At 71.3% G+C, this 12,732-nt stretch carries 8 protein-coding genes and 1 pseudogene; 3 read left to right on the top strand and 6 right to left on the bottom strand.

From position 1 onward, the window contains the following. Position 1: 1 nt before the first annotated feature. The 4 genes from ACZ3I3_RS25685 to ACZ3I3_RS25670 all read right to left on the bottom strand — a co-directional run bounded on the left by ACZ3I3_RS25685 (position 2) and on the right by ACZ3I3_RS25670 (position 6,414). Positions 2–805 carry an isocitrate lyase/PEP mutase family protein gene (locus ACZ3I3_RS25685; protein WP_467368768.1) on the bottom strand — a complete coding sequence of 268 codons (804 nt, stop codon included), beginning with the start codon at positions 803–805 and terminating at the stop codon, positions 2–4. A gap of 22 nt (positions 806–827) precedes the next feature. Continuing rightward, the gene (gene rph, locus ACZ3I3_RS25680) at positions 828–3,428 is read right to left on the bottom strand and encodes a rifamycin-inactivating phosphotransferase (RefSeq protein WP_467368766.1); all 2,601 of its coding nucleotides are present in this window, start codon (positions 3,426–3,428) and stop codon (positions 828–830) included. Between the two features lie 163 nt (positions 3,429–3,591). Continuing rightward, a complete protein-coding gene (locus ACZ3I3_RS25675; RefSeq protein WP_467368764.1) occupies positions 3,592–5,283 on the bottom strand; it encodes a DUF2264 domain-containing protein in 1,692 nt (563 codons plus the stop codon). A gap of 87 nt (positions 5,284–5,370) precedes the next feature. Next, entirely contained in the window at positions 5,371–6,414 is a 1,044-nt protein-coding gene (locus tag ACZ3I3_RS25670; RefSeq protein WP_467368762.1) for a rhamnogalacturonan acetylesterase, read from the bottom strand. A gap of 151 nt (positions 6,415–6,565) precedes the next feature. Between ACZ3I3_RS25670 and ACZ3I3_RS25665 the strand changes: the two are divergent. Beyond that, positions 6,566–6,799 (top strand): annotated as a pseudogene (locus ACZ3I3_RS25665) (polysaccharide lyase family protein); the annotation flags it as partial. Positions 6,800–6,817: 18 nt separating this feature from the next. Here ACZ3I3_RS25665 and ACZ3I3_RS25660 read toward each other — a convergent pair. Then, positions 6,818–8,227: an RICIN domain-containing protein gene (locus ACZ3I3_RS25660; RefSeq protein WP_467368760.1), complete on the bottom strand. Its 1,410-nt coding sequence runs from the start codon at positions 8,225–8,227 to the stop codon at positions 6,818–6,820. A gap of 1 nt (position 8,228) precedes the next feature. Beyond that, entirely contained in the window at positions 8,229–9,326 is a 1,098-nt protein-coding gene (locus ACZ3I3_RS25655; RefSeq protein ID WP_467368758.1) for a glycoside hydrolase family 43 protein, read from the bottom strand. A gap of 260 nt (positions 9,327–9,586) precedes the next feature. Between ACZ3I3_RS25655 and ACZ3I3_RS25650 the strand changes: the two genes are divergently transcribed. Continuing rightward, a complete protein-coding gene (locus ACZ3I3_RS25650) occupies positions 9,587–10,558 on the top strand; it encodes an expansin EXLX1 family cellulose-binding protein (protein WP_467368757.1) in 972 nt (323 codons plus the stop codon). Positions 10,559–10,620: 62 nt separating this feature from the next. After that, a complete protein-coding gene (locus tag ACZ3I3_RS25645; RefSeq protein WP_467368755.1) occupies positions 10,621–12,729 on the top strand; it encodes an autotransporter-associated beta strand repeat-containing protein in 2,109 nt (702 codons plus the stop codon). Positions 12,730–12,732: the final 3 nt, after the last annotated feature.

Raw genomic sequence — 12,732 nt, 5'->3', positions numbered from 1 at the left:
CCTACCGCGGCGGTACCTGACCGGCCACTTCCGCGTACGACGGTGTGCGCCCCGCCGGCGTCCGGCCGGCCCGGATCTCCGCCACCGCCTCCAGGGCCGCGCCCAGCGCCCGCCGGTACAGCAGCGAGCCGAGGCTGATCCGGCGTACGCCGGCGTCGGCGAGGCGGGAGACGGCGGGTCCGTCCGGTGAGTAGAGGATGTTCAGGGGTGCGTGCACGTGGCGCACCAGGGCGGTGATCCGCCGCAGGTCCGTGAGGCCGGGGACGAACACGCCGTCCGCGCCCGCCTGTTGGTAGGCGTCGAGCCGGGCGAGCGTGTCCGCGGTGTCGCCGTCGCCGTCGCCGAGCCAGTGGGTGTCGGTGCGGGCGTTGACGAAGAGGCCGGGGGCGGCCTCCTTGACCGCGGCGATCTTCGCCGCGTGCCGGTCGGCGGGCCCGAGTCCGTCCTCCAGGTTGATGCCGACGACCCCGACGGCGTGCAGCTCGCGCGCGAACCGCGCCACCTCGTCCGGGTCGTCGCTGAAGCCGCCCTCGGCGTCGACGGACAACAGCCACGGTTCCGGGCCGAGAGCACGGGCCAGCCGGAGCGTCTCCGCGCGGGTCGCCGCCGCGCCGTCGGGAAGTCCCGCGGCGGCGGCGACGCCCAGGCTCGTCGTCCCGATCGCCCGGAATCCCTGCCCGGCCAGGGCCCGAGCGGACGCGCAGTCCCAGGCGTTGGGCAGCAGGAGGGGCTCCTCGGCGTGGTGGAGGGCGGCGAAGGCGGAGTCGGCCCCCGCGGCCGGTGTCTGCTTCGGATGAGCGGTCATGGGGCCACGCTAGCCAGGTGGGTCAAGACAGGATCTCGACGTACCCGTCGCTCCCGTGCACACGGATCCGCTGCCCGTCCCGGATCAGCCGGGTGGCCTGCTCCACGCCCACCACGGCCGGCAAGCCGTACTCGCGGGCGATCACCGCGCCGTGCGTCATCAGGCCGCCCACCTCCGTCACCAGGCCCGCGACGGAGACGAACAGCGGCGACCAGCTGGGGTCCGTGTAAGTCGTGACCAGGATGTCGCCCGCCTGGAGATCGGCCTCGGCCATGTCGAGGATGACGCGGGCCGTCCCCTCGACGGTCCCGGCGGAGACGGGCAGGCCGACCAGGGCGCCGGCCGGCACGTCGTCGCGCCGGTACGCCCCGGTGACGGCCTCGCCGTCCGAGGTGAGCACCCGGGGCGGGGTGAGCGCCTGGTAGGACCGGAAGGCGTCCTTGCGCTCCCGGACGAGCCGGTCGTCCACCTGGTGCGAGCGCACGACGTCGTGGAATTCCTGGAACGTGAGGTAGAAGGCGTCCTCCCGCTCGGCGAGCACGCCCGCCCGCACGAGGCGCTCGGCCTCCTCCATCAGGGCCTGCTTGTAGACGAAGGAGCGGCAGACGATGCCGTACTTCGGATACTCCCGGTACCCGATGAAGGTGCGGACCCGGTCGATCATCCGCTTGGTCTCGGCGGCTTTCCGCTCCCCGTCCGGCAGGGCCCGCAGGCGTGCCAGCACGTCCTGTTCCTGCCGCAGCGCCTTCTGCAGGCCCTCCTCGAAGCGGCGCCCGGCGGCGCCCGGCCCGAAGTGCCTGACGTTGTCGAGGATCACGGGCACGAGCGTGCTGGGGCGCTCGCGCCAGCGCGGCCTGGTGATGTCGATCTCGCCGACGCAGCGCATGCCGTACCGGTCGAGGTAGGCCTCGATGGCGTCGCGCGCTTCGGTCCCGCCCGGGAGCTTCACCAACTCGTCGAGGAAGCCGTCGTCCTCGACGCCCTCCAGGAACGCCACGACCTCCGGATGGGGGCGGATCGCGTCCGCGACGTCGAGCAGCGCCAGTCCCATCTCCGAGGTGATGTTGCCGGGGGCGGACAGGGTGAGCGTGTCGGCCGCGTTCTTCTCGCCCAGCCACTCCTGCAGCTTGTCGTTGAGCCACCACGTGGCTTCCATCCCCGCCATGATCACCTGCATGCTCTGCGGATCGCCGAGGACGCGTTTGTGCTCCTCGAAGGCCTCCAGCAGGAAGTCGAACAGCGCCGGTCCGGTCTTCGTCCGGATGTCGCGCTGCAGGGCGGCGACGGACGCCTGACTGCGCTCGATCAGCTCGGTGACGATGGCCGGATCGGTCTCGATCGAAGCGGACGTGCGACCGCCCGAAGGCGGCCCGCCGGGGCCCGCGTCCGGGAGCGGCGGGACGAAGTCGCCGCGGTCGAGGACGGTCTCCAGCGCGTCCCTGACCAGCGGATCGCCTCTCCCCACCATGTCGAGGAGGCCGGCGCGGCTCGCGGGCGAGGCCAGGCGCCGGGTGACGTCGACGAACAGCCTCCCGCCGGCCTCCTGCATCGGCACCATGGCCGTCAGCTGCCACATGGAGAGGCCCAGGGGCTTCATGGCGTCGGTCATCATCTGCTGATGTCCGACGGAGACGTAGACGTGGTTCTCCTGGTCGCCGGTCTCGGGGACGGGGAACAGCGTCGTGATCGGCCGGCTCTGCACGATGTGGAAGTCATCGCCGTCCAGGCACCATTCGATGTCCTGCGGGCGCCCGAAGCGCGCTTCGATCCGCCGTCCGAGCCGCACCAGCCGCACGACCTGTTCATCCGTCAGCGCCGGCTGCTCCTGCCGCCGCGCGTCGATCGCCACCTCGTGCGTGCCGCCGGCCGGCAGGGCGTGCACGGCACGCTGTTTGGCGGCGATCGTCTTCGCGACGACTTCCCCGTCGCGCACCTTGAAGACGTCCGGGTTCACCAGGCCGGAGACCAAGGCCTCGCCGAGGCCGAGGCCGGCGTCCACGGTGGCGACCTTCCGGTCGCCGGTGACGGGGTCGGCCGTGAATAGGATGCCGGCCGCCTGCGGGAAGACCATCCGCTGCACGACCACGGCCATGTGGACCGTGCGGTGGTCGATGCCGCCGCGCCGGCGGTAGGTCACCGCCCGCTCGGTGAACAGCGAGGCCCAGCACCGGCTGACGTGCCGGAGGACCGCCTCCTGCCCCACGACGTTCAGGTACGTGTCCTGCTGGCCGGCGAAGGAGGCCGTCGGCAGGTCCTCCGCCGTCGCGCTGGACCGGACGGCGTAGGCGGCCTGTGCGCCGTGGCGGGCGAGCGCGCCGGTGATCGCCGCGGCGAGATCGTCCGGGACGGCGATGTCTTCGATGGTCCGGCGGATCCGCGCGCTGAGCGTACGGACCGCCTCCCGGTCGTCCGGGTCCACGCGCGACAACCGGTCGAGCAGATCGTCGACCGACGGCGCTTGCGCCATGATCCGCCGGAAGGCCTCCGTCGTCACGCAGAAGCCGGCCGGTACGCGGACGCCCTCGATCCGCGAAAGCCTGCCCAGGTGCGCGCCCTTGCCCCCGACGACCGCGACCTGTGTCTCGTCGATCTCTTGAAGATCCCGCACAAAGTGCTCAGCCATCCGACGCGTTCCCCATTTCCGCAGTGTGTGGCACAGGCCGACGATTCTGCGCCCTGACCCGGGCCTTGCGGCAAGCCCCCCGGCGCGCTATACGTTGAGAGTGGCAAGGAGAGTTCTCTCCTTGCCATTGCCATGTCGTCGGCGGTTTCGAAGGGCCAGCGCGTCACGTGAGCGGCGCTGCCTCCACTCCCGAATCGTCCAGCCGGACCCGCGCCCCGTCCCCGTGGCTCCAGCGGACCTCGACCACCCCTGCCTCGTCCACCCGCACGGAGACCAGCTCCGCCAGCGGGAGGGGGTCCGGCTCGCCCGTCAGCCGGGCCAGGGCGACGAAGAGCGTGGCGTCCTCGCCGGTGACACCTGTGAGGGAGTCGTCGAGGCCGGCCGCGGGCAGGAGTTCGGCCCGCAGGCCCTCTCCCGCCGGCCAGCCGGTGACCCGTACGGGCGTCCCGGGCTCCGCGCCCGTCACCAGGTGTGCCCGCACCTCCGCCGCCCCGTGCGCGAGCACCACGCTCGTCACCCGGGCTCCCCCGCCCGCGGTGTGGCGCGAGGCCGCCCAGCCCTCGCCGACGCCCAGCGGTTCGATGCCGGTGCGGCTCGGGTCGTCGCCGACGAGCACGCTGTTGTCGTAGGAGGGGGACGGCGCCGTCACGGTCGAGTAGGCCAGGCGCGTGTAGTACGGGTCGTAGCGGACGTCCTCGCTGCCGTGGTTGTGCAGGCGGACCACGCCGTCGCAACGGGTGGACTGGAGCAGCCAGTTGGGCGGGCCGACGGGGGTGATGGCATCCGCGCGTTCGGCCGGGGCGGGTTCCTCCGCCGCCGTCCACACCTCGTGGTCGGGCGGCAGGAGCAGGCCGAGGAAGCCCTTGCTCGCCCAGTACGGGGAGGCCGGGCCCGAGTAGCCCTGGAGGACGGACGCGTCGGGGCCGTGCCAGCCCAGGGAGAGCAGGCCCCGGTCGTCGACCGCGCCCCGGTCGAGGAAGTAGCGCAGTGCTCCCGAGGCCAGGCGCCGGGTCTCGCCCGGGGAGAGCGGTGTACGGCCGGTCAGGGCGCCCAGCCACAGCGGTGCGGTCGTCGCGAAGCGGTAGGTGAGGGAGCGGCCCTGGTGCATGGGCGCGCCGTCGCCGCCGAACAGGCGGGCGTAGTCGGAGAGATGGCGTTCCAGACGTGTCCCGTACAGCTCCAGCAGGCGCTCGTCCCGCTCCAGCCAGGCGTGCAGCACCGGGTAGAGGTGCATCGCCCAGCCGTTGTAGTAGTCGAACTTGCGGCCGTCGCCGTCGGTGTACCAGCCGTCGCCCAGGTACCACTGCTCGATGCGTTCCAGGCCGCGGTCGATCGCCGCGCGGGAGGCGTCCGGCTCGTGGCCGATCTCGGCCAGGAAGCCGCCCACCGTGACCGGGAAGAGCTCCCAGTTGCAGGGCCAGGCCTCGGCGGTGAGCGCGTCGCCCAGCCAGGCCGCCGCCCGTTGGCGCACGCCGTCGTCCAGGCGGTCCCACAACTGCTCCCGGGTCAGCCGCAGGGCGAGTGCGATGGACGCCGCCTCCACCAGGGGCTGGCTGCGGTCCTCGATGCGGGGCCAGACGCCCGAGACCCCGGCGGCCAGACCGTCGGCGTAGCGCTCCAGGGCCTTCTCGTCGCGGCGGAAGGCGGCCAGCAGCAGCGTGCGGGCGTAGCCCTCCAGGCCGTCGGAGAGGCGGCCGGACCAGCTGGTGTGGTCGCCGGGCAGGTGGTAGAGCGCGCGGTCCTCGGTCGCGTACGGCTCGACGGCGGTGAGCAGGGCGTCGGCCGCCGCCTCCCAGTGGGCGCGGGTGTAGCCGGTGATCGAGGAGGCCGTGCGGTCGGCGGGAGGCAGCTGCATCGCGTCTCTTTCGTGCTGGGACAGGTCGGAACAGGCGAAGAGGGTGGACCTGGAGCGCCCCGGTTCCGGTCGGGGCGCCCCAGGGGTTCATCCCACCCGCACCTTGCCCTTCGGCACCAGATGCCGGGTGACGAGTTCGTCGCGAACCAGGCCCGCGTAGGCCGTGGCACCGCGCACGGAGGTGTGCGTGTTGTCCCGCTTCTCGTCGTAGAGGTAGAGGGCCTTGGAACCCTCCACGCCCAGGGACTCGACGAGTGCCTTCGTCTTGGCCGTGAGGTCGATCAGCGGGACGTCCCGCTCGGCGGCGACGGAGCGGGTGACCGCCGGGTGGTCGACGCCCAGGCCGTTGACCAGGAGCGCGGTTCCGTTGTTCAGCGTGCCGTCGGTGTTGAACCAGCGCCGCACGATGGGAGTGACAAGGACCGGCTGTCCGCCCCGCTCCCGGACTCCCGCCACCAGGGCCTCCAGGTTGGCCCGGTAGGTGGCCTCGTCCGTGGTCTTGTCGTTGTGGGCGAGCTGGACGAGGACCAGGTCGCCGGGGCGGATCAGGGGCCGTACGGTGGCCCACAGTCGCGGGTTCCCCAGAAACGTGACCGTACTCTCGCCGGAATCGGCGTAGTTGGCGACGGACACGCCCTGGCGGAGGTACTGGGGCAGCTGCTGGCCCCAGCCGGAGTACGGGTCGCCGGGCTGGTCGCAGACGGTGGAGTCGCCGACCAGGAAGATCTGGCGCGTGTGCCGGGCCGGGGTGACCTTGATGCCGGCCAGGGCGGGGGCGGAGCCGCCGATCCGCAGGTCGAGGCCGGGGGTTCCGTCGGGGCCGGTGGGCTCGCCCTCAGGGGTGCGGACGTTCACGGTGAAGCTGCGGGTGACGCGCTCGCCCGCCGGTGCGGCCGTCTCCGGCAGCAGGGACCGGCGGGTCTCGCCGCTGACACTCGTGGCGGACGCGGTCTTCCCGCCGAGCACGACCCGCACGTCGTACGTGCCGGGCGGGACGTCGAAGTGGCAGGCACCGGCGGTGCACTGCGCGAGGCCCGGCCTTCCGCCGGCCTCGTCCGCGTGGGCGGGTACGGCGGACAGGGCGGTGCTCAGCGTCACGGCCGCCAGCGCGGCGATGGTGAAACGTCTCACTCGCAACTCCTCCGTCACGGTGACAAGGCTTGGCGGCTGAACGTATCGCCTCTGGCAAGCGCTTTCTAGACCTCGACCCGATTTCGCGAGGATCCTGTCCCCAGGCGCGTGAAAGCCCTTTCGCGAATCGATTCAACTGTCACCCTCGCTCGATGCCTGGACGTCCGCCGCCCCCTCCCCGCCCACCCAGCCGAACACCCGGTCGCTGACCAACGGTTCGTACCGCGGCAACAACCACACGTTCACGTACAGCGTCCCGGCGTCCGCCTGGAAGACGGACCCGAGCCAGTACAACGTGCTCAGGATCGACGTGGTGAGCGGGTCGGGGGCGACCGGCTTCCTCAGTGCGGGGACGGCGATCGACGTGATCGACCTACTGACGTAGTGGCCGTCCCGGTGGTGGTCAGGTCCCGCGCGTCCACTGCTGGTTGGTGCCTGAGTTGCACGTGTACGTGATGAGCGCGGCGCCGTTGGCGGTCGACGCGCCGTTCACGTCCAGGCACTCGCCGGTCGCACGCGACTTGACGTTCACGTACGAGCCGGTGGTGGTCAGCGACCACTGCTGGCTCGTCGCGGAGGAGCAGTTCTCCTGCGTGACCGTGCTCGCGTTCTCCTGCACGCACAGGGAGCTGTTCCTGACCATCAGCTGGTAGTAACCGCTTCCGGCGGACTTGAACCAGTACTTCTGGTTGGTGCCGCCGTTGCAGTCGTACTGCTTCAGTTGGGCCCCGGCCCAGAGCGACTGGCTGGTCACGTCCGCGCACTTGGAGGAGTGGCGGGCGATCAGGGTGTTGTACGTGGCGCTCGTGCCGGAGACGGTCCCGGCGGCCGTGTCGACGGTGACCTGCGGCGACCAGGACATGGACATCGTGGTCGAGTTGGAGAAGGTCAGCGGCAGCCAGACGTACCGCGAGTCGTTGACGGTCCCGCCGAAGGAGTTGCCCCAGCGGTCGCCCAGGTAGAGGTAGGAGGTACCGGACGTGCCCTGGACCGGCAGCACGAACGCGGTCTGCGAGCCGTACGTCGTCGAGTCGCCGATGTTCTTCATGGCCGACCAGGGCCCGCCGATGCTGGTGGCCGTGGCGTACTGCTGCTGGTTGGGGTTCCAGCCCGTGGCGCCCGAGGTCAGCATGAAGTACACGCCGTTCCGCTTGAACAGCGCCGGGGCCTCGCGGTGGCCGCCGGGCCAGGGGTTGGCGACCAGGCTCGCGATGCCGGTGTAGTCGGCGGTGAGGCGGTAGATCTGGAGGTCGTAGTTCTCGCGGGCGGCGGAGATCATGTACCCGGCGCCGTCGGTGTCGACGAAGACCGTGATGTCGCGGGACATGTGCTGGCCGAGCGGACGGAAGCTGCCCTTCCAGGTGTAGTTTCCGTCAACGGTGTCGGAGACGGCGACGGCCGCGCGGGCCTCGCTGTAATCCGTGCCGTTCTCCTTGTGCATCCACATCACGAACTTGCCGGTGGACGCGTTGTACATGACCTTCGGCCGCTCGATGTTGGCGGTCGCCAGCTCCGGGTCGCTGGCCTCGGTCAGGACGTGGTTGCGGAACTCCCAGTTCTTCAGGTCGGTCGAGCGGTAGGCGTCGACGTACCGGAAGGTGTTGTCGGCGTTGCGGTGCTCGCCGAACCAGTAGTAGTACGAGCCGACCTTGAGGACCCCGCCGCCGTGCGCGTGGACCGGGTTGCCGGAGGTGTCCTTGAACTGGGTGCCGTTGGTGATGGTCTGGGGCGCGGCCTGGGCGGGGCCGGCGGTGGCGAGGGCGCCGAACAGGCCCAGGCACAGGGCGAGGAGGAGCGCGTACGCACGTCTCATCTCAGCCACCCGTCTTCACGGTGTCGGCGACCGGGATGCCGAAGTCCGGGGTGCCGTCCGGCTTCCAGCCGAGCTTCTGGATGCGTGTGTGCCGGTTGGGGTCGTTCAGCGGGTCGCCGTTGATCTCCTTGTACTGGCGGGCGTGGTAGACGAGGACGTCGGTGCGGCCGTCCTCGGCGACGGTGAAGCAGTTGTGGCCGGGGCCGTACTGCTTGGTGGTGTCATTGCTGGTGAAGACCGGCGTCGGCGACTTGGACCAGCTGATGGGGTCCAGGAGGTGGCTGTCGGCATCGGCGGTCAGCAGGCCCATGCAGTAGTTGAAGTCGGTGGCGCTGGCCGAGTACGTCATGAAGAGGCGGCCGTTGCGCTTGATGACGTACGGGCCCTCGTTGACCTTGAAGCCGATGCGCTCCCAGTCGTACTCGGGGGTGGAGAGCCGCACCTGCGGGCCCTTCAGGGTCCAGGGGTTCGCCATCTCGGACAGGAAGATGCCGGTGTTGTTGTCCATTCCGGGCTCGTGCTGCGCCCAGGCGAGGTAGCGCTTGCCGCGGTGGGTGAAGGTGGTGGCGTCCAGGGAGAAGGTCTCCCAGGCCGTCTTCACCTGGCCCTTCTCCACCCAGGTGCCCTTGAACGGGTTGGGATGGGCGTTCTCCAGCACCCATATGCGGATCGCCCACACGTCCTCGGCGGGCGCGGAGGCGAAGTAGATGTACCACTTGCCGCCGATGCGGTGCAGTTCCGGCGCCCAGATGTGCGCGCCCATGTCGCCCGTGGGGTGGGCGCGCCAGATCACGGACTCGTCGGCCGTGCCCAGGCCGTTCAGGGTGCGGGAGCGGCGCAGGATGATGCGGTCGTACTCGGGGGCGGTGGCGGTGAAGTAGTAGAAGCCGTCCTTGTGCCGGTTGATGTGCGGGTCGGCCCGGTTGCGGACGAGCGGGTTCACGAAGGGAGCCGGCTTCGGGGGCCGGGTCTGGGTGGCGGCCTGGGCCACACCCGGGACGGCGGGGACGGCGGCCAGGGCACCGGCGGCTGCGGCGCCCTTCAGCAGCAGCCTGCGGCTGGGGGGTTCGGGCAGAGCGTGGTCGCGGTCGCGGCTCATGCGGTGGGGCCTGCCTCTCGCTGGGGGACACACGGCGTTGTCCGATGCGTCGCCTGATACATCGCCTGATGCGTCGTCTGACATTTCGAACACCATCTGTCATTACGAACGCCGAAAAGGTAAGGGCGTGCCCCCAGGAGGTCAACGGGTCTGACGGGACGAAGAGAGACGGCTGCGAGAAAGGGGGCAACCTTTCCGGCCCCGGCGGCGACTGGTGGGTCGAAAGCGTGCATTCCCCTGAACCACGTAAGGACGCAACCGTGGCATCCCATTCCCGCCGCCGTCCCCTCCGCAAGCGGCGCACGGCCCTCGTCCTCGCCGTCGCCGTGGCAGCGGTGGGAGTTCTGCTGTCCCTGATGGTGGCACTCCGCCCCGACGACGAGCCGAACGCCGTGCGAGCCGCTGCGGAGCCCGCCGCCGGCAACCGGTCGAGTGCCCCGGCGGCGACACCGGAACGGAAGGCGGAACCGAGCCCGAAGCAGAAGCAGAAGCAGAAGCAGAAGCCGAAGCCGTCCAAGGCCTTCCCGACGCCGACCGCGACCACCCCGTCGAAGCGTCCCTCGCCCACCGGCGCCCCGCGGTCCGCACCGCGGCCGGCGTCCGGCACGGCACCGCTGGCGGGACGTATCCAGCCCCAGGTCGCCTACAAGGGGGTCGCCACCCACTACGACGCCGCGGACGGCGACGGCGCCTGCCTGTACGGCCCGAGCCCCGACCTCATGGTCGCGGCGATGAACCACACCGACTACGAGACGTCCAAGGCGTGCGGGGCGTACGTCCTCGTCCGCGCGGCGAACGGCGCCTCCGTCACCGTCCGGATCACCAACGAGTGCCCGCTGCCCTGCGCCCCCGGACAGCTCGACCTCAGCAAGGAAGCCTTCGCCAAGCTCGCCGGCCTCTCCGCCGGCCGGATCCCGGTCACCTGGAGCCTGCTGAGCCCCAGCACGTCCGACACCGTCTCGATCCGCTACAAGACCGGCTCCAGCCGCCACTGGTGCGGCATCCAGGCACTCGGCCACCGCAACCCGCTGGCCCGCCTGGAGGTCAAGACCGGCAGCGGCTGGACCCGGCTGACGCGGACCGAGTACAACTACTTCCTCTCCCCCTCCGGCACGGGCTGCGGCGGCGCCCTGAGGCTCACCGACATCTACGGCGAACAGCTCACCGTCGAGGGCGTCCCGATCCGCCCGGACGTCAAACAGGCGACGCGGGTGCAGTTCGCCCGGCACTGAGCGGTCGGACGGCAACCGCCGATTTTCTGTTATCGGCGCCCACCGCCCGCGTCTCCTCTCCCGTGCGCAGTCTCACCCACACCACAGCAGCGGCCGCCTGTGTCCTCGCGGCGGTCGCCTCCCTGCTCGCCGCTCCCCCGGCGGTGGCCGCCGGTCCCCGGGACGTCACCGCCGACGTGCTGGCCGACCGGGACGTCACGCTCGGCGGTGACACGGTCGTCACCGTGCCGCCCGGGACGACGACGTACGACGGCGTGTTCCGGGGTGAGGGCACGCTCACGGTGCGCGGCAGCGGGACCCTGGTCCTCACCAAGGACAGCGACTTCACGCTCCCGGAGTCCCGGCGGCGGCAGCGGGTGCGGACGCTGGGCGGGAACCACCCGTACGTCACCGTCGCCAACCCGGACCCGCCGGCGGTCACGGTGGAGCGCGGTGCGACGCTGCAGTACGGCGACGGCGGTACGACGGGACTGATCGGCCGCTTCCCGTACGACACCCCGGCGTTCCGCCTCAACCAGGACAACATCCGGGTCGACGGCACCCTGCGGCTGTCGCTGAAGAGCGCGTACAACCTGGGCACCATCAGCGGCTCCGGGCTGATCACCCAGCCGAGGTTCCTGTGGGGCACCTGGGACGTGTCGGGCACGCACTCCTTCTCCGGGGTGATCGACAACGGCACGCAGCTCAACGCGGGCCGCCCGGAGTACGCGACCTCGCTCCCCAACGTCCGCAAGGTCCTCAACCAGGGCACCTGGACCGTCGACACGCCGCTCGGCCGGACCGTCACGATGGGCATGGACTTCTATCAGCGCGAGTACGGCAGCGACATCAACGTCCAGTCGCGGCCCGGCAGCAAGGTGATCCTCACCGGCCAGTACAGCTGGTCGGACCAGGGCGGCGACAGGGACCCGTCGCTCAGCGACCCGGCCCTCAACTGGACGCCCGCCCGCAAGAACGTCAACAAGCGCGGCACCAACATCAAGGGCGCGAACGTCCAGTGGGGCGACGGCACCACGAACCGGATCTTCATGCCGGGCACCGCCGAGACGGTCTACATCAACCTGCTGGCCGCCCGCTCCCGTTCGCGCCTCACCTTCGACTACGACGGCCCGGTGACGCTCGGCGCCCCCATCGGCGGCGGCGTGTTCCACGACACCCTCTCCGCCCCCGGCGCCGGCGACATCGTCATCGCGGGAACCCCCGGCAACGACGTGACCTTCGCGGCCGTCCAGTACTACGACGGCTCGACGACGGTGGAGAAGGGGGCGGTGCTGCGGCTGGGCAGCGGGAAGCGGGGCGGGGACGGCGGACTGTACACGGCAGGCGCCCGCTACCGGGTCGTCAACGACGGCTCACTCGTCCTGCGCAACACCAAGCGGCCTCTCACCCTTTCCCGCATCGGCGGCAGCGGCTCCCTCACCCAGTCGGGAGCCGCCACGACGACACTGACGGGTCCCGCCGTCACGTACACCGGGACGACCACCGTCTCCCAGGGCACGCTGGCCCTCCGAAAGGGCGCCACGCTCACTCGCAGCAAGGCCATACGCCTGACGGCGGCCGGGGCGCGGCTGGACACGGGCCCGGCTGGTCTGCGCGTCGCGACCACACTCACCGGCAAGGGCACGGTCGCGGGAGCGGTGACGAACGACGGTGCCGTGACGACCGGCCTCACCGTGAAGGGGGCCTACACGCAGAGCTCCAAGGGCACCCTGGTCCTGCGCGGCAAGCCGCTGAAGGTGACGGGGACGGTACGGCTGGCCGGGGACCTCGACGTCTCGGCCCTCGGAGACCGGGGCCGGCCGGCTCGTGAGGTCACCGTCCTCGACCACAAGGGCGACGGCAGGATCTCTGGAACGTTCAAGGGGCTGCGGCAAGGCGCCCGCCTGAAGCTCGGTGACACCACCTACCGCATCGACTACCGGGCGGGAGACGGGAACGACGTCGCCCTGACCGCGAAGACCGCCCCGAGTCCCTCCCCGACCGCGCCCGAGGCGTCCGCGTCCGGCGCCGCGGCGCCCCGGAGCACCGGCGCGTCGGAGGACGTCGGCTTCGGCTGGTGGCCGTACGCGCTCGGGCTGGCCCTCGTCGTCAGCCTCGCCGTACCGATGGCGGCGCGACGCGGCCGGGGCCGTCGGCGTACCGGCCGGCACTCGGCCCGCGCGCGGAGTTGAGGC

It is taken from the genome of Streptomyces sp. NPDC016851 (genome assembly GCF_055562795.1).
The sequence above is the reverse complement of the archived record's forward strand: the minus strand, read 5'-3'. Positions and strand labels throughout refer to the sequence as shown.

Excerpts from the sequence above, each read along its gene's own strand:
- ACZ3I3_RS25655 (WP_467368758.1), bottom strand. The coding sequence starts at position 9,326 with ATGAGCCGCGACCGCGACCACGCTCTGCCCGAACCCCCCAGCCGCAGG.
- ACZ3I3_RS25660 (WP_467368760.1), bottom strand. The coding sequence starts at position 8,227 with ATGAGACGTGCGTACGCGCTCCTCCTCGCCCTGTGCCTGGGCCTGTTC.
- ACZ3I3_RS25675 (WP_467368764.1), bottom strand. The coding sequence starts at position 5,283 with ATGCAGCTGCCTCCCGCCGACCGCACGGCCTCCTCGATCACCGGCTAC.
- rph (WP_467368766.1), bottom strand. The coding sequence starts at position 3,428 with ATGGCTGAGCACTTTGTGCGGGATCTTCAAGAGATCGACGAGACACAG.
- ACZ3I3_RS25685 (WP_467368768.1), bottom strand. The coding sequence starts at position 805 with ATGACCGCTCATCCGAAGCAGACACCGGCCGCGGGGGCCGACTCCGCC.